The organism is Streptomyces telluris (genome assembly GCF_024519335.1).
Classification (GTDB): domain Bacteria; phylum Actinomycetota; class Actinomycetes; order Streptomycetales; family Streptomycetaceae; genus Streptomyces; species Streptomyces telluris.
The window spans coordinates 99753-124327 of sequence record NZ_JANIID010000017.1; the positions used below are offsets into that span (position 1 = coordinate 99753).

Sequence of the window (24575 nt, forward strand, 5' to 3'; positions counted from 1 at the left end):
ATAGGGGAAAGGGGTCGTCCGGGCCGCGGGGGCCGGAGGACTCCCAGGGCTGGAGGTCCCATGAGGCGTGGTCCTACGAGGCATGGTTCTGTGAGCCGTGGCGTCGCCCGCGGAGGGGCGGGGCAGCGCTGGTGTGCACGACTGGCGGTCGCGGCGACCACCGGTGCCGCGATGCTCCTGCTGTCCGTGGCGGGGTTCAAGAGCGTGGCACTGGTGGCCGTGGGGCTGGCCGGCCTGGTCGTTGCGGCGGCGGCCGGGTGGTGGGCCCTGACGCGCCGGGGCGTGGTGAGAGGCCTCGCACTGGTCCTGGCCGTGGCGGCCCCGGTGGCCGTGCTCGCGTCGTACGCCGCGGCGAACCTGCTCTGGCTCGTCCTCGTCTCCGTGGCGCTGTGGGCGCTCGCCGCCGCTGCCGGCTGGGCCGCGCTGAGGGCGGAAGCGGCCCCCGCGACCACGGCTCCCGGCCGGCCCGTCGCGCCGCCCCGGCATGCCTGTCTGCTGATGAACCCTCGCTCGGGCGGCGGGAAGGTGGGGCGCTTCCGGCTGAAGGAGAAGGCCGAGGCCCTGGGCGCGGAGGTCGTGGTCCTCGGCTCCACCACCCCGTCCTGGGACGTCGCCGAGCTCGCCCGCGAGGCCCTCGCACGGGGCGCGGACCTGCTCGGCGTGGCGGGTGGCGACGGTACGCAGGCGCTGGTGGCGGATGTGGCGGCCGAGCACGGCGTGCCGTTCGTGGTGATCCCGGCCGGGACGCGCAATCACTTCGCCCTGGACCTCGGGCTCGACCGCGAGGATCCGTCCCGGAGCCTGGAAGCGCTCACCCACGGGGTGGAGCTGCGGGTGGACCTCGGGCGGGTCGGCGGGCGCGTCTTCGTCAACAACGCCTCCTTCGGCGCGTACGCGGAGGTCGTGCAGAGCCCGGCGTACCGCGACGACAAGGTCGGCACCCTGCTGCGGCTGCTGCCCGACGTGCTGACCCACCAGAACGGCCCGCGGCTGACGGTCCGCGCCGCCGGTGCGGCGGCCGTCGACGGCCCGCAGGCCGTACTGGTCAGCAACAACCCGTACCGGGTGGGCGACCGTGCCGGGCTGGGCCGGCGCGACCGGCTCGACGGCGGAGTGCTGGGGCTGGTGAGCGTCAAGGCCGACAGCGCGGTGGAGGCGGCCGATCTACTCCGCGGCAGGCGCGCGCCCGGCCTGGTGGCCCTCACTTCCGGCGAGATCGTCGTCGACGCCGACCGGCCGGAGGTGCAGGTCGGCATCGACGGCGAAGCGCTGGCCCTGCCCACGCCGGTGCGCTGCGTGTCGGAGCCCGGCGCGCTCCGGGTGCGGGTTCCCCGGCACCGTCCGGGGGTTCCGCAGGCGCGGCCGCGGCTGGACTGGCCGCGGCTGTGGGAGCTCGCGTTCACGGCCCGCCGGTGACCGTGCCTTACCCGCGGCCGGAGCTCCCGGGGCCCGTTGACGGCCCGGCGGCAGGCGGTGGCCCGCCGGCGTTCCCGCGCGAGAGAGCGTGCTGGACCGCCCCGACGACGACGTGGGCGGCGACGCCGATGAGCAGGATGTCGCCCACCATCTGCACCATGGTGACGACCCGTGCCGGTTCGGTGCGGGGGCTGATGTCGCCGAAGCCGACGGTGCTGAAGACCGTGAGCGTGAAGTACAGGGCGTCGGTCCGGTTGAGGGGCTCGCTGAAGCCGCCCGGTCCGGTCTGTTCCATGAGGTAGTAGGTGGCCGCGAAGAGCAGCAGGAACAGCGGCACGGTGGTGGCCAGTGCCTGGACGGCGCGCAGACGGGGCCGGGAGGAGCGCATGATCGAGCGGATCTGCCAGGTGAAGAGGGCCGCCACGACGGCCAGGCCGAGGACGAGGCCCACGGCGTTGCTTCCCTCGAACTTCTTGTCCAGGGGGAGGAGGTAGTAGGCGAGGACCAGACCGGTCGCGGTGCCGATGGGCCGCAGGACCACGCTCACCGGCCGCCCTCCCCCGGCTTCTCCGTCCCCGTCTTCCCCGTCTTCCCCGTCCCCGTCTTCCCCGTCCCTGTCTCCGCCGTCAGCTGTTCGGCCGGCAGGCGGCGGGTGAACGGGAAGGCGCCGAGGGTGATGGCCGCGGCGGCGAGGATCGAGGCCTTGAGGGCGTCGAGCTGCGCCGTGGCGTACGAGTCGACGAGCGCGTCGGTTTCGGACGACGGGAGCGAGGCCTTTTCGGCGGCGCCGCGCACCTGGTCCGTGCTGACGAAGCTGACCCCGGCCTCCATGGCGATGCCGGCCTGCTGACGCGCCGCGTCCGAGATCTTCGGATTGTCGTCGATCTGCGTGGTGAAGGCATGGACCAGGGCGCCGATCAGCAGGGAGCCGATGAGCGCGGTGCCCAGGGACGAGCCGAGGTTCTGCGCGGTGTACTGCAGGCCGCCCGCTTCGCTGCGTTCCTCCTCCCCGACGCTGGACTGCACGACGTTGCCCAACTGGGAGGCGAGGAGCCCCATGCCCAGGCCGAGGACGCCCATCGCCAGGCCGAAGGAGAGGTTGTCGATCCGGGGCTCGATCGTGGCCAGCAGCCACACCTGGGCCGCCACGAGCACCAGCAGGCCGCACCGCACCACGGTCCTGGGCGTGGCGATCCGGCCGAACAGCGGCCCGGCCATGGCGGACAGCAGCATGGTCACCGACACGGGCAGCAGCCGGAGGCCGGTCTGGAAGGCGTCGAAGCCCTGCACCACCTGGAGGTACAGCGGGATGACGAAGAACAGGCCCAGCAGGACGAGGTTCTGGCAGAGCAGCATCGTCAGCCCGGCCCTCAGCGGCGGCACCCCGAACAGCGACAGGCGCATCAGGGGCTCCCTCCCCCGCGCCTGCTGTCGCCGTTCCCAGACGCAGAACAGCCACAGGCCGACGGCCCCCGCGGCGATGACGAACACGGTCGGGGAGAAACCGAAGACGGTGAAGGGCGGGTTACGGGGCTTCAGCCACCCCCAGGAGCTGCTCTGCAGGACGCCGAGGACGACGAGGGCCAGCCCGGCCGCCGACAGCACGACGCCTCCCTTGTCCAGGGCGGTCTTCGGCTCCGGCGGGGTGTCCGGGATCCACCGCACGACACACAGCATGGCGATGACGACCACGACCTCGCCGGCGAACACCAGCCGCCAGGTCAGGTACGTCGTCACCCATCCGCCGAGCAGCGGCCCCACGGCGATGCCGGCTCCGGCCAGCCCGCCGACGACGCCGTAGGCGACCGCCCGTTCCCGCCCGCGGTACGCGCCGGCGACGAGCGCCGCGAGCGCGGGGAGGACGAGGGTGGCGCCGAGTCCCTCGACCACCGACCAGCCGACCGCCAGTACCCACAGCGACGGCGCCAGCGAGGTGACGGCGGACCCCACTCCGTAGACGACCAGGCCGGCCGCGAACGCCCTGCGGCGCCCGAACGCGTCACCGAGCTTTCCTCCGGTGATCATGAAGGCGGCCATGACCAGGGTGTAGAGGGTGATGACGGCCTGGATCGCCGTGACCTCGGTGTCGAAGTCCTCGACCAGCGTGCTGATCGAGACGTTCATCACGGACGTGTCCAGCACCATCAGGAACTGGGCCGTGCCGAGCACGATCAGGGCCCGCCATCGCTTCACGCCTGCGCCCCTTCCGCGCTCCGGATCCCGTTTAATCCTTTTAGTCGGGTTGATCAGGTTGATCGCACTCTAGAACCGCACGGCGAACGGTCGGCGTTTTCGACGCTTTCGTCAGGGTGTGTCGCCCTGCGGCCCAGGAGATCCGGACCGGCCGGACCCCGGAGCGGGTCCGTGTGCGATCAACGGTCGGACGTGGTGAAGATGGAGGACAGAGGAGCGGTCTAGCACGGTGGTGATCGGATGCCTCCGACCGGCGCCCACGTCCCCGGCGGCGGGCACGGAACGACACTGGCCTGGTCCGGTGATCCCCTGCTCGCCGCGAAGCTCTCGGTACCTCCCGCCCCGCGCGCCCACGTCCCCCGGCACCGGCTGCTCGACAGGCTCGGTGCGGCCACGGACGGACCGATGACCCTGATCACCGGTCCCGCAGGCGCGGGGAAGACCACCCTCGCCGCCGCGTGGGCGCGGGACGGCGAGCCTCCCGGGCCCGTGGCGTGGCTGACGCTCGACCCGTACGACGGAGCACCGGGCGTCTTCTGGAGCTACGTCGTGGAAGCCCTGCGGCGCGCTCTCCCCCGGCAGCTGCCCGGCGGCATCCCCGTGCCGGCCTGCCCCGGCAGCGTCGGCAGCTCCCTGCTGACCCGGCTCGCCGCCGCGACGGAGCACCTGCCCGGACCCGTGGTCCTCGTCCTCGACGGCTTCGAGAAGGCGGCGGGCCGACGGGTACCGGCCGGCCTGGAATTCCTCCTCGAACACTGCGGGCCGCTGCTGCGGCTGGTCGTGACCAGCCGGCTGGACCCGCTGCTGCCGCTCCACCGCTACCGGGCCGAGGGCCGGCTGACGGAGATCCGCGGCGCCGACCTGGCCTTCACCCCGCACGAGGCGGCCGCGCTGCTGCGCGGGCACGGCGTCAAGCCGGGGGACGACGTCGTCCGCGCCCTGACGCAGCGCACCCAAGGGTGGGCCGCCGGTCTGAGGCTGTGCGCCCTGGCCGTGCAGCGCACCGGCGATCCGGACGGCTTCACCCGCTCGTTCACCGGCTCCGAGCAGGCGGTATCGGGCTATCTGACCGCCGAGGTGCTCGACGCCCAGCCCGTCGCCACCAGAGAACTGCTCCTGCGCGCGAGCATCCTCGACCGCCTCCACCCGGACCTGGTGAACGCCCTGACCGGGCGCAAGGACGCCGAGGCGGTCCTGACCCGGCTGACCCACGAGAACGCCTTCGTCGACCCCGTCCCCGGCACGCCCTGGTGCCGGGTCCACCCGCTGTTCGCCGGGGTGCTCCGCGCCCAGCTGCGCATACGGCACCCCGCTCTCGTACCGCGGCTGCACGCCCGCGCCGCCCGCTGGCTGGCCGGAGAGGGCCGCACCGTCGAGGCGCTGGAGCACGCCGCGGAAGCCGGGGACTGGCAGTTCGGCGCCTCCGAGGCCGTTCGCCGGCTGATGGTGGGGTCCTTGTGCACCGCTCCGGAGGCCGGGCCTGCCGAGCGCGCCTTCTCCCGCATGCCGCCTTCTGCGGACGGGGCCGAACCGGCCCTCGTGGCAGCCGCGCTCAGGCTGGCACGGCATGACCGAGCCGGGTGCCGCGAGCGCCTCGCCGTGGCCGAACAACACCTGCGGCGGAACGGCGCCGAGCCGGATCCGGAGGCCGGGCTCACCCACGCACTGCTGCACCTCCTGTGCGCATCGCAGGTGGAGGAGCGGGCGGAGGAGCGGGTGGAGGCATCGGCGCGGGCCGTCTCGGACTCGATGGGGCGGATACCGCTCGAACGCCTCCTGGCGCACCCCGAGATCGAGGGGCTGAGGCTGTACGGCCTCGCCCGGGCGTTCCTGGGCTCCGGTCGTCTCGCCGATGCCCGCCGGCTTTCCGCCGAGGCTGCCGAGGCTGTTGGGGCCGTCGGGTCTCTCGGGACCGTCGGGGCCGTCGGGGCGACCGAGGCCGCCGGAGCCGCCGACGCCTGTACGGCCGAGGCGTCTCTCCCCGTACAGCACATGTCCCTCGGCCTGCTCGCACTGACGGAGAGCGCCGCGGGTGCCCTGACCTCGGCAGAGGACCACGCGCTGCGGTCGCTGGTCGTGGCCGACCAGTACGGCGCCCCGCCGGACCACCGGTCCGGCGCCGGATACCTCGCCTTGGCCTTGGTGGCGTTCGAACGGAACGACCAGGAAGTCGCCCGGCGCCGGCTCGAACAGGCCCTCGCCTGCCCTGACGTGCGGGAAGACCCGGTCCTGGCGACCGAAGCGGCGGTGCTGCGGTCCCGTCTGGAACTGGCCCGGGGGCACCGGGAGGCAGCCCTCGCCGCCCTCCCCCGCCCGGGAACGGACGGCGCGCCGTGGTCCCTCCAACGGGTCGCGCTCACGCGCTCGGCCGTGGCGCTGGCCCGAGGGGACCACCGAACCGCCGTCGCCGCCGTACACGGCACCCCGGCCGACGGACCGGCGCCCCTCGTCGCCCTCGCCCGCTCCCACCTGCCCGCCGGACACACCGACCGCGCCCTGCGGCTGCTGGCCCGCGCCGAGGACTCCCCGGACCTGAGCCTGCCGGACCGGGTGGGCGCTCTGCTGCTCCGGGCCCACGCCGCGCTCCTGGCCGACGACCGGGCGACTGCTCAGTGCCTGCTCGACCGGGCCTTGGAGACCGCCCGGCCCGAGCGGCTGCGCCGGCCCTTCGCCGAAGCCGATCCCTGGCTGCGCCACCTGCTGAACAAGGCGGGCGGTGCCGGTCCCGCACCGGACCGGGGGGCCTGGCTGAGCGCGCACGGGGAAGGCGAGCCGGCCCCCGGCGTCGTCCAGCCCCTCAGCAGCCGTGAACGCGACGTCCTGGTGTGCGTCCAGAAGATGATGTCCTCCGACGAGATCGCCGCCGAGCTCACCCTCTCCGTGAACACCGTGAAGACCCACCTGCGGAGCGTCTACCGCAAGCTGTGCGTCTCGCGGCGCCGCGACGCCGTGGAGCGGGGCAGGGAACTGCACATCCTGTGACCACTGCACTTCCTTCCCTTGATCACTGCACGTCCGTTGATCACTGCACGTCCGTTGACCACTGCACGTCCGTTGCCGACGGACCGCCTGTTGCCGACGGACCGCCTGTTCCGGGTGGTGGCGGATGCCTTCGCATGCGTGCACGCTGCCACCGATGGGCGCATGCAGCGCATGCACCACGTGTGCCTCGACGGCAAAGGCAGTTCGACCATGCGCTACGAATTCCGCGTGACGGGTGACGTCTCCCCCCTCATGACCGAGGCGTTCCCGGAACTGGCGACCGAACCGGTCTCGCGGCAGACGCTGTTCTTCGGCACCGTCACGGACGAGGCCCACCTGTTCGGGCTCCTCGCGCGCTTCCAGAACCTCGGCCTGAAGGTGGAGGAGATGCGCCGCCTGCCCGGATGACGGGGCGGCGTCCGCCCGCACGGCGGAGTGGCGTACGCCCCGGCTCATCCGTTGCGGGTGATGCGGGGCACGCCGGAAGGCGCCGACCCTGTGCGTGAGACGAGCCCTTCGATCTTCGGCGCGTGCCCGCTCCCGGCGGCACCTGCCACCCGAAGGAGGGAGCAGGCCATGGACCCGCCTCGCGCCCCCGGCCCCCAGGGATCCGGCGCCCCGTACGGCGACGGACCGCTGACCCCCAGCGAACGCCGCGACTATGCGCGCCTTCGGAAGCGCGAGACCCTGCACCACCGGCGGCTGCGCTATGCCGGCGCCTCCGTCCTGCTGGTGCTCGCCTTCGTGCTGTCGCCCCTCGCGGTCGTTGCGGCCTGGGCCGACAGCCAGGTCTCGGACACCGACCGTTACGTGCAGACCGTCGCCCCGCTGGCCAAGGACCCGGCCGTACAGAACGCCGTCACGGACCGGCTGACCACCCGCGTGGTCGACAACGTCGACGTCAAGGGCATCACCGACTCCCTGAGCAACGCGCTCGCCAGGACGGACGCCCCGCCGGCCGTCGTGGACAAGTCGCACCTCCTCGCCGGCCCCCTCAAGAACGCCATCACCTCGGCCGTGCACACCGTGATCGACAAGGTCATCACGAGCGACCAGTTCGCTCAGCTGTGGGACGGCGCGAACCGCAAGGCCCACGCGGCCCTGGTCAAGACGCTCACCGGCGAGGGGAACAGCGCCGTGGAGGCCAAGGGCGACTCCGTCGTCCTGGACCTGGGAACGGTCATCGACAAGGTCAAGGAGAAGCTGGTCGCCGACGGCTACGAGAAGGCCGCGAACATCCCGGACGTCGACAAGACGATCCCCCTGTTCCAGACCGACAAGCTCGACGACGCCCAGAACACCATGCGTCTGCTCAACGTCGTCGGGACGTGGCTGCCCGTCGTCGTGATCGTTCTGGCCGCGTTCGCCGTGTGGGCGGCACCCGCGCACAGGGTGGCCCTCATGGTCACGGCCATCGGTATCGGCGTGATGATGGTGCTGCTGCTGGTGGGACTCGTCATCGCGCGGCGCATCTACCTCGACTCCGTCCCGACCACCACTCTGCCCTCGGACGCGGCCGCCGCGGTCTACGACACCTTCGTCCGCTTCCTGCGCAACAGCACCCGCACGGTCCTCGTCACGGCGGTCATCACGGCCGTGGCCGCTTACCTCTACGGACCCGGACGCGGCGCCCGGTTCATCCGCTCGGCGAGCTCCCGGGCCACCGGTGCCACCGGTCGGGCCATGGCCCGCTCCGGTCTGCGCACCGGTGCCACGGGCCACTGGCTGGAGACGCGCCGGCGCTGGACGACCGGCATCGTCATCGTGGCAGCGGTCGTGGCGCTGGTCCTGTGGAACTACCCGACGGCCGCCGTGGTCGCCCTGATCCTGTGCATCGCCGTCGTCGTCCTGGCCGTCCTCGCGGTACTCGGCGCCGCCTCCACCGGGGAGGGCGCGGAAGAACAAAGGACCCGATCATGAACGAGTACGTAAACCTGGCCTACGACTATCCGCTCCTGGGCGCGTTCTGGACCGTCCTCTGGATAGTCCTGTGGGTCTCGTGGTTCATCCTGCTGTTCCGTGTGATCGCCGACATCTTCCGCGACGACACGCTCAGCGGCTGGGCCAAGACCGGCTGGCTCTTCTTCACCATCCTGCTGCCCTTCCTGGGCGTCTTCGTCTACGTCCTCGCGCGCGGCCGGAGCATGGGCTCCCGCGAACGGCGTCACCTCCAGGCGCAACAGGAGGCGCTCGACCACTACATCCGCGAGACGGCCGGCGGCACGGGCCGCAAGAGCGAGGCCGACGAGCTCATGAAGCTCTCGGAGATCCGCGCCAGAGGAGACATCACCGACGAGGAGTTCCGCCGCGCGAAGGAGAAGATCCTGCACTGACGTGCACGGGCAGGGCTCCCCGGGCGGCACCGGGACGGGGAACCTCCTACGGCCGGGCCGGGACACCGGCCGCAGGCGGCGCCGAGGCGGGGGGCCTCGCGGCGGACGGCCTGTCAGGGGCCTGCGCACCGGGCGGCGTACCACCGCCGCCCGGTGCGCGCGTCTCGTCCTTCTTCCATGGGCCGACCCCGAGCTGCCCCGTCGTGCCCAGGTCGAGTTCGGGCGTCACCATCACCGGCGGAGCACCGGGCTCCGGCCGCACCCTCGCGTAGGGGACGTTCACGGCATCGCCGCCCCCGGTGGTGTTGCGCCAGACCAGACCGGAGTGCGCCCGCTCGCCGGGTTGCAGGACCAGCTGCTGCGGTTCCCCGTCGGCTCCGGTCCCGGTCGCGATGGCACCGCCGCCACGGAGGATCTTCACGCCGTCCACGGGCCGGTGGTCCCCGTCGAGGAGTTGGAGCTGCGGGTAGCCGTTGAGCCGGTAGGGCCGGGTGCCGCAGTTCTCCAGCAGGAGCCCCACGACGCGCAGCCCCATGGCGGCGTCCCCTTCGTCCGCGTACACGTGCACTCCCGACGACGGGCAGGCGCCCCCTCGGGACGGGGCTTCGGCGGCGGGGACGCTCCTCACCTTCGTGATCCGCACATCCGTGATGGGCTTCCGGTCGCCCGGACCGCGTTCGCTCATGGTGACCGTGCGCTTCACGGTCCGCCCGGGCCCGACCGAGGGCACCGTCTCCTTCCCCGTCTCCAGCGCCTCACCGGATTCCGACGCGAAGGTGAAGGTGATCGTGTACGTAAAGGGTTCGCTCTTGTGGTTGGTGACCTCGAACCCGGCACAGGGAAGCACGCCCGGGCTCACATCGGTGATCCTCACGCTGTCCTTGCCCGGCTCTCCGGCAGCACCGCCCGGCACGGCCGATGAGCCGGGCGCGGAGGCCTGACCGGATGCCGGGGCCCCGCACAAGGGTGCACCGGAAGCGCTGGGAGAACCGGACCCGGACCCTTGCCTCCGCGCCGGGCCGTCGTCCCCCGATCCTGCCACCTGAGGACCGCACGCCGTGAGCAGCAGGACGCCCGTGAGGGCGACGGGAAATGCGCGAAGGACACGAAGCATGTGCCGATTCGACCAGGACCGCACCACGGCCCGCCGTGGCGCACACCACAATCCCGCGTCACAGTCCCGCCACAGACGAACAGTCAGCCGGCTTCTGCCCGGCCCGGACCGCCGTCGGCGGCGAGAGCCGCGCGGGGTCCGGACACCTGCCGGCTGGAGGACGAGCTACGCCGAGCGGACCGAAATCTTCGGGCAGATCGCGCACCGAACCTCCCATTCGGAGAACTCCGTCAGCGTCCCGTCGGTGAGCGTCTTCTGCCGGGGTTCGACGAACGCGTCGAGGTCGCGGACCACGGGCCGCCGCCGGCTGTCAGGGCGGAGCGCACCCCGCCCGGGGCGTCACCGGACCGGGTACCGTCGCGGGATGTTCGAGCTGCTGCCCCGGACCGGGATCGTCCTGCCACGCGGAGCCGGGACGCTGGCCTTCGGCATGGCCGAACGCCCGGCGCAGTGGACCCTCGCCACGCTGTGCGACGTCCGTGAGACATGGGTGTGCGGGCTGTACTGGTCGTTCGCCGCCGAGTACGGAGGCGTCTCGCTGCTGATCGGCAGCAGGCACGGCGAGGGGATGGACTCCGTCGTTCTCGACCGGATCGGCGACGCGCCGAGCACCGCGGCCACCACACCGGTCGTCTGGCAGGACATCGACCTCTTCGGCCACCCGCACCGAGAAGTGACCGAGGCCCTCGGAGACGTACCTGCCGGCATGCGGCTGACGCGCCCCGCGGGCCCCGGCACCCACCTGAGCTCCGTCCGCCTGACCGCCGCCGCACCGTGACCCGCGCGCCGCGCACGCAGCGCACGCTGCACGCCCCCGCGGGCTCGCTCGCGCTCGTCGCAGGAACCGCTTCGACCTGCTCGAACACGGCCCCGCTAGGGTGGGCGCGACAGCACATCGTGAAGCGCAACGAGGAGCAGACGTGAGCGAGACGGCGTCCATCGCCCTGCAGCAGGAGATCGCCCGGGAACTGGAGGTCGCCGAGACCTTCGAGGCCGAGCGGGAGATCGAGCGCCGGGTGGCCTTCCTCGCCGAACGGCTGACCTCCACCGGCCTGCGCTCCCTCGTGCTCGGCATCAGCGGCGGCGTCGACTCCACCACCGCCGGCCGGCTGTGCCAGCTCGCCGTGGAGCGGGCCCGGGCCGCCGGGCACGAGGCGCGCTTCTACGCGATGCGGCTGCCCTACGGGGTCCAGGCCGACGAGCACGACGCGCAGCTCGCGCTCTCGTTCATCCAGGCCGACCACCTGCTGACCGTGGACATCAAGCCCGCGAGCGACGCCGCGCTCGACGCCGCGCTGGCCGCCGGCGTCGGCTTCCGCGACGCCCACCACCAGGACTTCGTGCACGGCAACATCAAGGCCCGGCAGCGCATGATCGCCCAGTACGCGGTGGCCGGTGCCCACGACGGGCTGGTCGTCGGCACCGACCACGCCGCCGAGGCGGTCTCCGGGTTCTTCACCAAGTTCGGCGACGGCGCCGCCGACCTGGTGCCGCTGACCGGCCTGACCAAGCGCCGGGTGCGCGCCGTCGCGGACGCGCTGGGCGCGCCCGCCGAGCTGGTGTGGAAGACCCCGACGGCCGACCTGGAGACCCTCGACCCGGGCAAGGCCGACGAGGACGCGCTCGGGGTCACCTACGACGACATCGACGACTTCCTGGAGGGCAAGCCGGTGGACGAGCGCGCCTTCGACACGATCGTCCGCCGCTACCGCCTCACCGACCACAAGCGTCAGCTGCCCATCGCTCCCTGAGGTCCTGAGCCGAAGGCCTTGAGTCGAAGGCCCCAAGTCGAAGGCCCTCCTGCCCGGGCAGGAGGGCCTTCGACTTGGGGAGCCCCGGAGGCCGAAAACACCTCATGAGGAACGTCGACAGCCAAGCGTCAAGGTAAAGCCCGGCCAAAGGGCGGAGAGCCCCGCCGAATGATCTAGAAAGCCGCCCGGAACGCCGACCCGTAACGGCTTTGGATCATTGCCGCAGGTCAAGGCCCATATTTCCAGGCAGATACAGGGAAGTTAACCTTCCGGAAAAGACCCTCTCCGCCGGGCTTCCAGGTAAAGCAACCCTTATCTACGATACTCAGCGTGACGCTCTCTTTCGGCCAGCCAAACGGAGTCGCATCAGTCCCCTTCGCCCGCGCCCTCGCAACTCATGGTGATCGCACGGCCCTCATCACCTCCGCCGGTGAGGTCTCGTACCGCGAGCTCGCCGAGCGCGTGACGGCCGTCGCCGAGCGCCTCGGCCCCCGCCGGCGTCTCGTGCTGCTCGCCGGCGCCAACACGGCCGATGCCCTCGTCGTGCATCTCGCGGCCCTGGCCGCCGGCCACCCCGTCCTCCTGGCACCGGACAGCGGCTCCGCGGTGGAATCGCTCACCGCCGCCTACGACCCCGACGTGGTCGCGCGGCCCGCCGACGACGGCACGTGGCACCTCGACGAGCGCCGCGCCGTCCCGGCGCACGAGCTCCACCCCGACCTCGCGCTGCTGCTGAGCACCTCCGGATCGACGGGCTCGCCGAAACTCGTGCGCCTCTCCCACGCCAACCTCCAGGCGAACGCGGAATCCATCAGCTCGTGCCTGGACATCCGTGAGGACGACCGGGCCGCCACGACGCTGCCCATGCACTACTGCTACGGCCTCTCGGTGGTCCACAGCCACCTCCTGCGCGGCGCGGGGCTGATCCTCACCGACCTCTCCGTGGCCGACCCCCGCTTCTGGGACCTCTTCCGCTCCGCCCGCGGCACGTCCTTCGCCGGGGTCCCGCACACCTTCGACCTGCTCGACAGGGTCGGTTTCGCCGCCATGCGCCTGCCCCACCTGCGCTATGTCACCCAGGCGGGCGGCCGGCTGGCGCCCGAGCGCGTGGCCAGCTACGCGGACCTGGGCCGACGCGCCGGCTGGGACCTGTTCGTGATGTACGGGCAGACCGAGGCCACCGCCCGCATGGCCTACCTGCCGCCCCAGCTCGTCTTCGCACACCCGCGGTCGATCGGCGTCCCCGTCCCCGGCGGATCCCTGCGCATCGAGCCCCTGCCCGGCGACCCGGCCGGCCCCGGCGCCGGCGAGCTGGTGTACCGCGGGCCGAACGTCATGCTGGGCTACGCCCGGACCCCGGCGGACCTGCGCCTCGGGCGCACCGTCGACGAGCTGCGCACCGGGGACATCGCGCGGCGCACGGACAGTGGGCTGTACGAGGTGATCGGCCGGAGCAGCCGGTTCCTGAAGATCCTCGGCCTGCGCATCGACCCGGAGCGCGTCGAGTCGGTCCTGGAGGGGCACGGCATCACCGCGTGCTGCACGGGTGACGACGAGCGGCTGATCGTGGCCGTCACCGGCCCCCGTCCCCGCGACCTCGCGCAGCTGCGGCGGCTGGCGGCGGGAGTGAGCGGATTACCCGTCCACACCGTGCACGTACGCCACTTCGCCGAACTGCCACGGCTCGCCACGGGCAAGCCCGACTACCGGGCCGTACGGCGGCAGGCGCGGGCTCCCGGATCCTCGGAACCGGCGACGACGCGCGAGACGACGGCCGTAGTCGTCACGACGGCCGGCACCGTCACCACGGCACTCTGCCGTCACTACGCGGAGGTCCTCGGCCGGACGGACGTCACCGAGGACAGCACCTTCGTCGGCCTCGGCGGCGATTCCCTCTCCTACGTGGAGATGTCGCTGCGGATCGAGCGGGCGCTGGGCCGCCTCCCCGCCGACTGGCACACCCGGCCGATCCGCGAACTCCGGCCTGCGGATCCCCTCCCCCGGCCCGGGACGCGCCCGGCCGCGCGCCGCATCCGCACGCTGGAGACCGGAGTCGCCCTCCGCGCCGTCGCCATCGTCCTCATCGTCGGCTCCCACATACCCCTGTTCGCCGTCCAGGGCGGGGCGCACGTGCTGCTGGGCATCGCCGGCTTCAACTTCGCCCGCTTCCACCTCACCTCGGCGCCGCGCCGCGAGCGCGCCCGGCACGCATGGCACAGCATCGCGCGCATCGCCCTGCCGAGCGTCGCCTGGATCAGCCTCGTGGTCTTCCTCGGCCGGGGCTACGACCCCGAGAACGCCGTTCTGCTCAACAGCGTCATCGGCTCGCACGAAGGCCGGCAGGAGTGGCACTACTGGTTCGTCGAGGCCCTCGTCTACTTCCTGGTCGCCCTGGCCGTCTGCCTGGCCGTCCCCGCGCTGGACCGTACCGAACGCCGGTTCCCGTTCGCCTTCCCCGCCGCCCTGATAGGGGTCGGGCTGGTCACCCGCTACAACCTCCCCGGGTTCGACCTGCGCGTCCCGCACCTGACGCCGGTCGTCGTCTTCTGGCTCTTCGCCCTGGGCTGGGCCGCGGCCAAGGCGAGCACCCTGCGGCACCGCCTGCTGGTGACGACGACGGTCCTGGCGTCCGTACCGGGCCTCTTCCACCTCCCCGGCCAGTCCCAGCGGGAGGCCGTGGTCATCTCCGGCCTGCTCCTGCTGGTGTGGTTCCCGGTCCTGCCCAGCACCAGGACCCTGAACCGGGCGGCCGGCCTGCTGGCCGGCAGCTCGCTCTCCATCTACCTGACGCACTGGCAGGTATACCCGCACCTCAAGGACCACTCGCCGGTGCTGGCGCTGTGCGCCTCGCTCGTCATCGGCATCGCGTACGCCACGGTGGCGACGCGTCTGATGCGCAGGCTGCCGTTCGCCCGCCGGCCGGCCGCGAAGGAGCCCGCGACGGGGCCGGACGCACCGGCGGCCCCGGGCACGGTCACGGGCACGACCCGGGGCGACCTCGGCGGGGCGCTGGCCGGGTAGGCGGCGGCGTCGGTCGCCGTGGCCGCTGCCGCCTCCGGTGCCGGGCGCGCCTCCGGTGCCGGGCGGTCGCCCCACGGCGTCACACGCAGCCGCCCCCGTCCGGGCGCCGGCTTCAGTCCGGGGGCTCGTCCGCCTTCGGTTGCTTGAGGTCACCGGTCCTGTCGGTGCGCTGCTCCCCTCCCCCGGCGCCCTCGGCTTTGCGGGCGTTCTTCGAGCCGCGGGAGGGGGCCGGGCCCGCCCGGTCCCGCTCCGGTGCGGCGGCCGCCTGCTGGTCCTGCATGTCCCGGGGAACGGCCTTGCGGTGCCCCGCGGGCTTCTCGCCGCGCCGGCCGGTCACGGCTGGGTCCTCTTGCCGTGCCCCTCGTCGCGCGTCCGCTCCTTGTCCCTGTCCTTCTCCCCTCGCTCGCCGCTCGCCCTCACTCCTTCCAGGGCCTCGTCGTGCGCGGTGCCTCCCTCTGTCCGGTAGCCCTCTCGGGCGCTCGCCGTACCCGGCACGGAGCGCTCGCGCGCCTGGCTCTCCTGACCGGAATGGGCTCCTGGTCCACGCTGGTCGCGGGGTGTCTTCCTGGGCTGCTGCCGGGCCATGTCGGCCACCTCCGTGGTCGCGGTCGTGGGCGTTCACCCCACCGCGCGGATGCGGTGGGCGCGCCCCGGGTACCCGGAACCCGGCAGGGCATGCGGTGGCGGCGGCCCGTGGTCCTACCCGGCCTCTGCCGCCTCGATGCGGTGCAGAGTCACCGCCGTGAGCCTTCCGTCGGCGGCACTGGCGGTCACGTACGTGCGGTAGGGCTGGCGGCGCCGGTCGGTCGGTGAGCCGGGGTTCAGCAGGCGCAGGCCGCCGGGGGCGGTGGTGTCCCAGGGAATGTGGCTGTGGCCGAAGACCAGGACGTCGGTGGAGGGGAAGCGTTCGGCACAGCGGCTCTCACGGCCGCGGGCCGGGCCGGTCTCGTGGACGACGGCGAAGCGCAGCCCGCCGAGCTCGGCGTGAGCGGTCTCGGGCAGGCGGGCACGCAGTTCGGGGCCGTCGTTGTTGCCGTGGACGGCGATGAGGCGGCGGGCGCGGGCGGTGAACAGCTCCAGGGTGGCGACGTCGGTCCAGTCACCGGCGTGGAGGACGACGTCGGCGTCGTCGATCGCGGCCAGGAGGGGCGGCGGCAGCCTGCGGGCCCGGGTGGGCAGGTGGGTGTCGGAGGTCAGCAGCAGCCGCATGACGCCGGCCCCCACCTCAGTTGAGCAGTCCGGGACGGTGGGGGAACCGGTGCTGCCCGACGGCGTCGGCGAAGGCGTCGGCGAGGTCCTCCGCCGGGGCGGTGCCGTTGCCGGTGAACACCCCGTAGTCCGGAGCGGACTCGCCCAGGACGGTGTCCTCGGGCAGCCGCGCGGCGGTGAGCAGCCGGGTGCCTTCGCCGAGGACGGCCAGCGGCTTGCCGTGCCGGTACGCCTCCTCGACGAACCTCACGGCCGCGGGGTCGGCGGCCAGGGCGGAGACCGCCCGGGCGCCGTCGGGGACGAGGACCGCGTCGTAGAGGACGGAGCCCATGGTCGGCAGGGCGCGGTCGACGTCGAGGGGTTCGCCTCCGGCGCCCTGGACGGTGCCGGCCCTGGCGGCCAGGACCTCGACGATCGCGCCCCGGGCGGTGAGCCGGTCGCGGACCGCCGTGACCTGCCCGGCGTCCGTGCCGTCGGCGGCCAGGACGGCGACCTTGCGGGTGCGGATGCCCTCGCCGGCCAGGTTCTCCTGGCTGAGGGCGGGTGAGGCGGCCGAGGTGACGCCGCCGACCGGTGCCGGGGCGGGCAGGCCGAGGCCCTCGGCGACCTCGGCCGCCAGGTCCTGGCTGACGTGGGCGAGGTTGCCGGTCATCCGCTCGCGCACCTCGACCGCGTTGACCTTGCCCAGCTCGAAGCGGAACGCCTCGACGATGTGCCGCCGCTCCCAGTCGGCCATGCTGTTCCAGAACAGCGCCGCCTGGCTGTAGTGGTCCTTGAAGCTCTCGCTGCGCACCCGGATCTTGTCGCCGTCCACGCGCTCCGCGTAGTGCCGGAAGACCCCGGCGCCGCCGCCCGCGCCCGCGTGGGCGGGGCAGCCGCCGCCGAGCGAGTTCGGGAAGTAGTTGGTGCCCGGGTGGATGACCTGCTGACCGAAGCCGTCGCGGTGGTTGTGGTGGACGTCCGCGATCGGCCGGTTGACGGGGAGCTGGCTGAAGTTGGGCCCGCCGAGGCGGATCAGCTGGGTGTCGAGGTAGGAGAAGTTGCGTCCCTGGAGCAGCGGGTCGTTGGTGAAGTCGATGCCCGGGACGACGTTCGCCGTGTGGAAGGCGACCTGTTCGGTCTCGGCGAAGAAGTTCTGCGGGTTGCGGTCGAGGACGAGCCGGCCGACCGGCCGTACGGGCACCTGCTCCTCGGGGATGATCTTCGTGGCGTCGAGCAGGTCGAAGTCGAAGGCGAACTCGTCCTCCTCCGGCACGAGCTGGACGCCGAGCTCCCACTCCGGGTACGCGCCCGCCTCGATGGCCTCCCACAGGTCGCGGCGGTTGAAGTCGGGGTCGCGGCCGGCCGCGATCTGCGCCTCGTCCCACACGAGGGAGTGGACGCCGAGCGCGGGCTTCCAGTGGAACTTCACGAACGTGCCGCGCCCGTCGGCGGTGACGAAGCGGAAGGTGTGCACGCCGAAGCCCTGCATCATCCGGAAGCTGCGCGGGATGGCCCGGTCCGACATCAGCCACATCAGCATGTGGGTCGACTCGGGCTGGAGGGAGCAGAAGTCCCAGAAGGTGTCGTGCGCGGAGGCGCCGGTGGGCATCTCGTTCTGCGGCTCCATCTTCACCGCGTGCACGAAGTCGGGGAACTTGATCGCGTCCTGGATGAAGAACACCGGCATGTTGTTGCCGACGAGGTCGTAATTGCCCTCGCGGGTGTAGAACTTGGTGGCGAAGCCGCGGACGTCGCGGACCGTGTCGGCGGATCCGCGCGGCCCCTGCACGGTGGAGAATCGGACGAACACCGGTGTGCGGCGGCCCGCCTCGGCGAGGAAGTCGGCGCAGGTGTACTCGCTGAGCGACGCGTACGGCTCGAAGTAGCCGTAGGCGCCCGCACCCCGGGCGTGCACGACGCGTTCGGGGATGCGCTCGTGGTCGAAGTGCGTGATCTTCTCGCGGTTGTGGAAGTCCTCCAGCAGGGTGGGGCCGCGGTGCCCGGCGCGCAGGGCGTTGTCGGTGTCGTCGACGCGCACCCCCTGGTCGGTGGTGAGCGCGTCGTGCCGCGGCGCGGCGCGGAACCGGTCCAGCTGCTGGTCCTTGGCGTCCGGGTCCGAGGAGCCTCGGCCTGACGCGGAGTGAGCGGGCACGCGTGTACGTCCTTCCTCGTCATGCGGTTCTCCCGGGGCCGGCGGCGGCGCCGCTCGCCCCTTCAGGCTGACCCGCCTGCCCGGGGGCGGCAAGCCGAAACGGGTGGGCCGCCCGCGCCGGGAATGCTCCAGGTGGCCCAGCGGTGTGCCTGCGCACCGCCGGTCCGCCGGTCCGTCGGCCGACGGCGGGGCACGAACGGGTGCCGTGGGGAGGCGGGCCCGGCGCCTTACCGTTCGCCTTCCCGTTCCCGGCCGGCGAACGGGCTGTCGTCCAGCCCTGCCAGCAGGTCGGCCGGGTTCCGGTAGACGGCCACGGCGCCCTCCGCCTCGAGTTCGGCGCGGGCGATGCCGCCCGATCGCAGGGCGACGCAGTCCACCCCGGCGGCGCGGGCCGCCTTGACGTCCCACACGGTGTCCCCGACGAACAGGGCACGTCCGGCGTCGGTCCCGGCCTGCTCCAGCGCCTGGTGGACGGGATCCGGCGCGGGCTTGCTGGAGTCCACGTCGTCGGCGCTGGTGGCGGCGTGGATGACGTCGTCGGCGCCGATCGCGCGGCGGAGCGCGCCGAGCTCGGAGCCTTGGGCGGAGGTCACCAGGACGATCCGCCAGCCGCGGCTCGCGAGGGCCCGCAGCAGGTCGGGCGCGCCGTCGAGGACCGGCAGCCGGTCGAACCACGTCGCGTAGATCGCCTTGTGCGCACAGCTGACGGCCTCGTCCCCGGCCCGGTCGCGGTCCTCGCCGAGCAGGCGGTCCAGCAGCCGGCCCGATCCCATGCCGACGGTGTGGTGGATGTCCGTCATGGCGACCCGGTGCCCGGCCTGGTGGAACGCCTCCCACCAGCTGACCGCGTGCAGGTAGTTGGTGTCGACCAGAGTGCCGTCCACGTCGAACAGCGCCGCCCGGGGCCGGGGGCTCATGCCACCGCTCCCGGGGTGAGCACGGTCTTGACCATGCCGTCCTGCTTGGCCTGGAAGGTGCGGTAGGCGCCGGGGCCGTCCTCCAGGGGCAGGGTGTGCGTGGCGAAGCCCTCGACGCCCAGCGGGTCGGCGTCGGTGAGCAGGGGCAGGATGTCGGGCACCCAGCGGTGGACGTTGGCCTGGCCCATGCGCAGCTGGATCTGCTTGTCGAAGAGCGTCAGCATCGGCAGTGGGTCCGTCATCCCTCCGTACACGCCGGAGAGGGAGATCGTGCCGCCGCGCCGGACCGCTTCGATCGCGGTGCGGAGCGCGGCCATGCGGTCCACACCGGCCCGTTCCATGAGCTTTTCCGCCCAGGCGTCGGGCAGGAATCCGACGAGTTGCTGGGCGGCCTTCGCGCCCGAGGATCCGTGGGCCTCCATGCCGACGGCGTCGATGACGGCATCGGTGCCGCGGCCCGCGGTCAGGTCGCGGACGGCGGTGACGACATCGCCACCTCCGGTGTGGGAGCGCAGGTCGAGGACGGTGACGCCGCGGGCGGCGGCCCGTGCCAGCCGCTCGGGCACCAGGTCCACGCCCACCACCAGGCCGGCGCCCCGGTGCAGGGCGATCCGGGCGGCCATGTCGCCGATGGGTCCCAGGCCGAGGACGGTCACGCTGCCGCCGGGCGGGATCGCGGCGTACTCGACGGCCTGCCACGCCGTGGGCAGGACGTCGGAGAGGTAGACGTACCGCTCGTCGGGCGGGCCGTGGGGCACCTTGACGGGCAAGGTGTTCCCGAACGGCACCCGCAGGAACTCCGCCTGGCCACCGGGCACCTGTCCGTAGAGCTTGCTGTACCCGAAGAGGGCGGCGCCCTTGCCCCGGGTCCGTACCTGGGTGGTCTCGCACTGCGAGTGCAGTCCCTGGCCGCACATGAAGCAGGCGCCGCACGACACGTTGAAGGGCACGACGACCCGGTCGCCGGGCACCACGGCGCTGACGGCCGGGCCGGTCTCCTCGACGATGCCCATCGGCTCGTGGCCGAGGATGTCCCCGGGCTCCAGGTAGGGGCCGAGGATCTCGTAGAGGTGGAGGTCCGATCCGCAGATGCCGGTGGAGGTGACGCGGACGATCACGTCCGTGGGGTCCTCCAGCCGGGGGTCGGGAACGGTCTCCACCCGGACGTCCCGTCTGCCGTGCCAGGTCAGGGCCCGCATGGTGTCTCCTTGTGCTTTCGCCGGTGTTCGCCCACCGGCAGCCCCGCACCGGCGTCCACCGGCGCGGGGCTGGTGACGGGTCCCGGGTTCCCCGGGGCGGGACGGGCAAACAACGCGGCGGCAGGTCCCGTGCCGGGCACCCCGTACGGCCTCAGCGCCCCCCTGCGAGCCGTGCCCGACGACTCGGCTCACCTCAGCAGCAGGGCCGCGTACTGGAATTCCTCCTCCACCCAGTGTCGGCGGCACCGGAAGCCGAAGGATTCCACTTCCCCCAGCAGTTCGCCCAGCTCGAACTTGTGCAGCACGTCGAAGAAGAACGTCTCGTCCTCGGCGAAGTCGAGGGCCGTGCCGAGCCGTGAGACCACCACCCGCTGGCGCCTGGTGCTGCGGATCTCACCTCGGACCTGCCTGCGGGGGACGTCGTAGACCACGTCCGGTTCGAAGAAGGCCGGGTCGAAATCGGCTCCGTATTCCCTGTTGAGGTGAGCCAGGGTGTTGAGGGCGAACAAACGGCGCACCGGCCGTTCCCCCGTGCAGCCGGCGCGGTAGGCCCGGCGTACGGCGTCCACCGGCTGGAAGAGGTCGGCGCAGATCAGCACGTGGTCGCCCGGTCCGCAGCAGGCCCGCAAGGCGCGCAGGAAGCCGGACCGCTCGGGTGGCGTCAGACACCCGAAGGTACTGCCGAGCATGACCATGAGGCGTCCTGTCCCGCCGCCCCGGAGCCACGGCAGGGCGGTGGCGAAGTCGCCGTGCACCAGAGTGATGCGGGCCGCCGGCCACCGGGTCCCGAGACGGCGGGCGGCGGCCCGCATCGGTTCGAGGCTCACGTCGATGCCGGTGTACGCACCGAGGAGCCCGCTCGTCTCCATGGCCGCGAGCAGGATCTCCGACTTCTCCGCGCTGCCGGCCCCGAGGTCCACGAGTTCGGTGGCGCCCGACAGGCGCACCATCTCGGCTCCGTGGTCGCGCAGCAGCCTGCGTTCCGAGCGAGGAGGGTAGTAGGCGGGCAGGCGGCTGATCTCCTCGAACAGCTGTGAGCCCACCGTGTCGTAGCCGTAGCGGTGCGGGATCCGGCGAGGCCTCTCGGCGAGGCCCGCCCGCAGCTCGTCCTCCTCGCCGCCGGCCGGCCGCGAGTCCGGCGCGAGAGCGACCTCGACGACACCGGCCCCGAGACGCTCCACGCTCATCCACTGCTCCTGGCTCTCGGGCCGCCGGCCTTCGCCCCGTCCTATCACCGCCCCCGCGGCATCGCTTGCGCAGGAGAGCGGGTCAGAGGCCGTACGGCCGCCGCCGGAGCCGCCCTCCAGCCGATTCCGGCCTTCCCGAATGGCTTCGGCCTTCCGGGTGATCGCGCGGAGCGGGCGAGGCGACGACGGGCGTCCGCCGACCGGGCGGGGCCGGAGCAGGACACACTCGTCCCATGAGCACCGGCGACCAGCGGACCGCGGCCACGCTGCTGCGGATGTACGGGCGGACGTACGCCGAGGAGGCGGGCATCCGGCTGCGGGACACCCCGCAGCCGCTGTACCGGCTCGTGGTTCTGGCCTGTCTGCTCAGTGCGCGGATCCGGGCGCCCGTCGCGGTCGCAGCCGCACGCTGCCTGGCGGAGGCCGGGATAAAGGATCCGCGGCGGATGGCCGGGGCGACCTGGCAGCAGCGCGTGGACGCCCTGGGCAAGGGCGGCTACCGCCGCTACGACGAGCGCACGGCCACCCAGCTCGGCGACGGCGCGCACCTCCTGCTCGACCGCTATCGCGGCGACGTCCGGCGGCTGCGCGAGGAAGCGGACGGCGATCCCGGGCGGCTGCGGAAGCTGCTGCAAGAGCTTCCGGGACTCGGGCCGGCGGGCGTGAACATCTTCCTGCGGGAAGTCCAGGGCGTGTGGCCGGAGGTGCACCCGTGTTTCGACGCCAAGGCCGCCGAGGGAGCCGCACGCCTCGGCTTGCCGCGCGCGTCCGGCGCGCTGGCAGGGCTCGTCAAGCATGACGATGCTCCGGCGTTCGCGGCCGCGCTGGTGAGGGCCGCCCTGGACAAGGAGGTCGCCGAAGAAGTGAGGAAAGCCGCCCGGAAGGGGACCTGACCGGCGCCGAAGGACGCCCCGCAGGCCGGCGGGGCGTCGTCACCGAGACGGCTGCCGACCGAGGTGAGGGCCCACCGTCCCACGGTCGGCGCCGGGTCGACGGCCTCGCCCCGGCTCAGCTCCGGCCCAGCACCTTGCGCATCGCGTCACGGGCGCGGTCCGCCACGGCGGCGGGAGGGCCGAACAGGGCGTTCTTGGCGGCGGAATCCGTCCCCGGGTGCGGGCGTGTCGGTGCGACGGCCTCCGCCGCGCGCACGGCCTTGGCGAGCGCCTGCAGCCGGGCAGGGTCGCCGGCGTCCAGCAGCCGGGTGAACTCGTACGTCTCCTCGGCCCGCGCGTGGGCGCGCACGGACTCGCGCAGGGACGTGAACTCCTCGACGAAGGCGGGGCCGTCGGGATCCAGGCTCTCCAGCCGCTTCAGCGCCCGCTTGGCCTCGTCCTCCTCCTTGAGCCGGTCGGCCACCACGTGTTCGCCGCCCTCCGCGGCCCGCCGGGCATAGGGGTGGACGACCTCTTCCTCGGCGGTCTCGTGCACCGCGAGCAGGTGGACGAGATGCCGGAAGGTATGCCGCCGCTCCTCTCCGGTGTGTTCCAGTACTTCGTCGAGCAGAGTCCGGATCTCCTCGTGCTGCTTCATGAGCAGAGCCACGACGTCATTGCTCTCCGGCCGCAGGCCGGCGGTGTCCGGGTACCCCATGAGTGTCCTCCTCGGGGATGTCGGTCGTATGCGTCGGCACGGTTCTGCGGCTACCCCGGAACGCGTCCCTGACACGACCGGAAGTCCCGGACCGGACCCCGGCCCCGGCCCCGCTCCACGTGCGTTCCGCCCGGACGCGCGGAACGATGGGCCCATGCAGCGGTCACGGCAGGTGCGGGTGCGCAGGGTCTACGACCCGCCCGAGGAGACCGACGGGAGCCGGGTGCTCGTCGACCGCATCTGGCCGCGAGGTCTGAGCAAGGACGCCGCCGCACTCGACGAGTGGTGCAAGGACGTCGCGCCCTCCACCGAGCTGCGCAAGTGGTACGGACACGACCCCGCCCGCTTCGAGGAGTTCACCCGCCGGTACCACTCCGAGCTGGACGACACGGCCCACGCGGCGGCGCTCCGGCACCTGAAGGACCTGGCCCGGCACGGAACCGTCACCCTTCTCACCGCGACGAAGGACCGCGACATCAGCGCCGCAGCAGTTCTCGGGGAGCTCCTGACGCGGAGGTGACGCCCGCGAGCGGCCCGAGCGGCCCGAGCGGCACGCGGCACGCGGCACGCGGCACGCGGCAGCAGCCAGCGCTTCGGCCCCCGACGAACTCTCCGTCGGGGGCCGAAGGGCTGTGCCCGGTCGGACCCGGTCAGAGCCGGTCAGACCCGGTCGGCCGCGATGAGCAGGTACTGGAAGCTGCCGTCCTTGTACGCGGTCAGGAAGGCCTTCTCGATGCCCGTGGCCAGCGGCGACTGGGCGCGCAGCTCCCAGTACGGGATGGTGGCCTCGGTCAGGTCCAGGACGGCGGCCGGGACGAGACGGTTCTTCGCCATCTCCTTGAAGTAGCTGCTCCGCGGGTGGATGTCACAGATGTAGTGGGCGTTGATCTCGCTGACGGCCCGCGACGGCAGCCCGTAGGCGTCGTTGTAGCAGCCGGTGATGGTCACGTACCGCCCGCCGTGGCTCAGCATCCGGGCGTACTCCGGGAACAGCTGGGACAGGTCGACGTACATGGTGCTCTCGTTGTTCCAGATGGCCCGGAACCGGCCCGTCTCGAAGCCCGTGTCCAGCATGTTCTTGAGGTGGAAGCGCACCTTGTCGGCCACGCCGTGCTTGCCGGCCTGCTCATTGGCGAACGCCACCTGGGTCTCGGAGATGGAGACCCCGTCGACGTGGCAGCCGAACCGCTGGTTGGCCACGAGGCTGCTGCCGCCGCGGCCCGACCCGGAGTCCAGCAGGTGGTCGTCGGGGCCGATGGGGCCCAGGTGGCTCAGCAGCAGGTCCGCCTGGGCGCACTCCAGGCGGTGCAGTTCGGCGGTGATCCGCTCGTCGCGGGTCTCCTCGGGGCCTTCCAGGACCGACCAGTCGGCATCGCCGATTCCGTAGTGGTGGTGGTAGATGCCGTCCACTTCGCCGAGGCGGAGGTTGACCGGGTTCTTCTCCCGGTTCCAGTAGTCGGCGACGGACCGCTGGTAAGCACTGGCGAGAACCGGGGCGTGGGTCTCCTGAATGGTCACCGTGTCTTCTC

22 protein-coding genes are annotated in these 24575 nt (G+C 72.7%); 10 read left to right on the forward strand and 12 right to left on the reverse strand.

The window, feature by feature from the left end; all coding sequences use genetic code 11:
- The first annotated feature begins 60 nt into the window (after positions 1–60).
- Complete coding sequence (locus NQU55_RS19445; protein WP_168093917.1) at positions 61–1416, forward strand: diacylglycerol/lipid kinase family protein; 1356 nt, start codon at positions 61–63, stop codon at positions 1414–1416.
- A gap of 7 nt (positions 1417–1423) precedes the next feature.
- On the opposite strand, the gene NQU55_RS19450 is transcribed toward NQU55_RS19445, so the two are convergent.
- Positions 1424–1963: a potassium channel family protein gene (locus tag NQU55_RS19450; protein ID WP_168093916.1), complete on the reverse strand. Its 540-nt coding sequence runs from the start codon at positions 1961–1963 to the stop codon at positions 1424–1426.
- Positions 1960–3609, reverse strand: a complete 1650-nt coding sequence (locus tag NQU55_RS19455) for an MFS transporter (RefSeq protein ID WP_256790902.1) — start codon at positions 3607–3609, stop codon at positions 1960–1962. The genes NQU55_RS19450 and NQU55_RS19455 overlap by 4 nt, the downstream gene beginning before the upstream one ends.
- A gap of 240 nt (positions 3610–3849) precedes the next feature.
- On the opposite strand from NQU55_RS19455, the gene NQU55_RS19460 reads away from it, so the two are divergent.
- From NQU55_RS19460 to NQU55_RS19475, 4 genes are all read left to right on the forward strand, one after another.
- Complete coding sequence (locus NQU55_RS19460) at positions 3850–6591, forward strand: winged helix-turn-helix domain-containing protein (protein ID WP_168095623.1); 2742 nt, start codon at positions 3850–3852, stop codon at positions 6589–6591.
- 210 nt (positions 6592–6801) lie between these two features.
- Positions 6802–6999, forward strand: a complete 198-nt coding sequence (locus NQU55_RS19465; RefSeq protein ID WP_168095624.1) for a DUF8691 family protein — start codon at positions 6802–6804, stop codon at positions 6997–6999.
- Between the two features lie 168 nt (positions 7000–7167).
- Positions 7168–8511 (forward strand): hypothetical protein, encoded by a 1344-nt coding sequence (locus NQU55_RS19470; protein ID WP_256790903.1) that lies wholly within the window; start codon positions 7168–7170, stop codon positions 8509–8511.
- The gene (locus NQU55_RS19475; RefSeq protein ID WP_168096870.1) at positions 8508–8924 is read left to right on the forward strand and encodes an SHOCT domain-containing protein; all 417 of its coding nucleotides are present in this window, start codon (positions 8508–8510) and stop codon (positions 8922–8924) included. Before NQU55_RS19470 ends, NQU55_RS19475 begins: the two co-directional genes overlap by 4 nt.
- 46 nt (positions 8925–8970) lie before the next feature.
- Here the strand turns inward: NQU55_RS19475 and NQU55_RS19480 are convergent, their stop codons facing one another.
- Positions 8971–9798, reverse strand: coding sequence for a DUF4232 domain-containing protein (locus NQU55_RS19480; protein WP_256790904.1), 828 nt, complete (start codon positions 9796–9798; stop codon positions 8971–8973).
- Positions 9799–10402: 604 nt separating this feature from the next.
- Between NQU55_RS19480 and NQU55_RS19485 the strand changes: the two genes are divergently transcribed.
- The 3 genes from NQU55_RS19485 (at position 10403) to NQU55_RS19495 (ending at position 14810) form a co-directional block, all read left to right on the forward strand.
- Positions 10403–10816 (forward strand): hypothetical protein, encoded by a 414-nt coding sequence (locus tag NQU55_RS19485; RefSeq protein ID WP_168096907.1) that lies wholly within the window; start codon positions 10403–10405, stop codon positions 10814–10816.
- A gap of 142 nt (positions 10817–10958) precedes the next feature.
- Entirely contained in the window at positions 10959–11789 is an 831-nt protein-coding gene (gene nadE, locus NQU55_RS19490; RefSeq protein WP_168096906.1) for an NAD(+) synthase, read from the forward strand.
- 330 nt (positions 11790–12119) lie between these two features.
- Positions 12120–14810 carry an AMP-binding protein gene (locus NQU55_RS19495; protein WP_168095812.1) on the forward strand — a complete coding sequence of 897 codons (2691 nt, stop codon included), beginning with the start codon at positions 12120–12122 and terminating at the stop codon, positions 14808–14810.
- A gap of 112 nt (positions 14811–14922) precedes the next feature.
- On the opposite strand, the gene NQU55_RS19500 is transcribed toward NQU55_RS19495, so the two are convergent.
- The 7 genes from NQU55_RS19500 to NQU55_RS19530 all read right to left on the reverse strand — a co-directional run bounded on the left by NQU55_RS19500 (position 14923) and on the right by NQU55_RS19530 (position 21456).
- A complete protein-coding gene (locus tag NQU55_RS19500; protein ID WP_168095813.1) occupies positions 14923–15147 on the reverse strand; it encodes a hypothetical protein in 225 nt (74 codons plus the stop codon).
- Positions 15144–15395: a hypothetical protein gene (locus tag NQU55_RS19505; protein WP_168095811.1), complete on the reverse strand. Its 252-nt coding sequence runs from the start codon at positions 15393–15395 to the stop codon at positions 15144–15146. The genes NQU55_RS19500 and NQU55_RS19505 overlap by 4 nt, the downstream gene beginning before the upstream one ends.
- 114 nt (positions 15396–15509) lie before the next feature.
- Positions 15510–16019, reverse strand: a complete 510-nt coding sequence (locus tag NQU55_RS19510; protein WP_168095814.1) for a metallophosphoesterase family protein — start codon at positions 16017–16019, stop codon at positions 15510–15512.
- Between the two features lie 16 nt (positions 16020–16035).
- Entirely contained in the window at positions 16036–18153 is a 2118-nt protein-coding gene (locus NQU55_RS19515; protein WP_372504747.1) for a catalase, read from the reverse strand.
- Between the two features lie 227 nt (positions 18154–18380).
- A complete protein-coding gene (locus tag NQU55_RS19520) occupies positions 18381–19070 on the reverse strand; it encodes an HAD family hydrolase (protein WP_168096608.1) in 690 nt (229 codons plus the stop codon).
- Entirely contained in the window at positions 19067–20269 is a 1203-nt protein-coding gene (locus NQU55_RS19525) for a zinc-dependent alcohol dehydrogenase (protein ID WP_256790905.1), read from the reverse strand. The genes NQU55_RS19520 and NQU55_RS19525 overlap by 4 nt, the downstream gene beginning before the upstream one ends.
- Positions 20270–20457: 188 nt before the next feature.
- Positions 20458–21456 (reverse strand): L-histidine N(alpha)-methyltransferase, encoded by a 999-nt coding sequence (locus tag NQU55_RS19530; protein ID WP_168093099.1) that lies wholly within the window; start codon positions 21454–21456, stop codon positions 20458–20460.
- A gap of 233 nt (positions 21457–21689) precedes the next feature.
- On the opposite strand from NQU55_RS19530, the gene NQU55_RS19535 reads away from it, so the two are divergent.
- Positions 21690–22349: an endonuclease gene (locus tag NQU55_RS19535; RefSeq protein WP_168093098.1), complete on the forward strand. Its 660-nt coding sequence runs from the start codon at positions 21690–21692 to the stop codon at positions 22347–22349.
- A 115-nt stretch (positions 22350–22464) separates the two neighbouring features.
- On the opposite strand, the gene NQU55_RS19540 is transcribed toward NQU55_RS19535, so the two are convergent.
- A complete protein-coding gene (locus tag NQU55_RS19540) occupies positions 22465–23046 on the reverse strand; it encodes a hemerythrin domain-containing protein (protein ID WP_168093097.1) in 582 nt (193 codons plus the stop codon).
- A gap of 154 nt (positions 23047–23200) precedes the next feature.
- Between NQU55_RS19540 and NQU55_RS19545 the strand changes: the two genes are divergently transcribed.
- Positions 23201–23566 carry a DUF488 domain-containing protein gene (locus NQU55_RS19545; protein WP_168093096.1) on the forward strand — a complete coding sequence of 122 codons (366 nt, stop codon included), beginning with the start codon at positions 23201–23203 and terminating at the stop codon, positions 23564–23566.
- Positions 23567–23706: 140 nt separating this feature from the next.
- Here the strand turns inward: NQU55_RS19545 and NQU55_RS19550 are convergent, their stop codons facing one another.
- Entirely contained in the window at positions 23707–24564 is an 858-nt protein-coding gene (locus tag NQU55_RS19550; RefSeq protein WP_168093095.1) for a geranyl diphosphate 2-C-methyltransferase, read from the reverse strand.
- Positions 24565–24575: the final 11 nt, after the last annotated feature.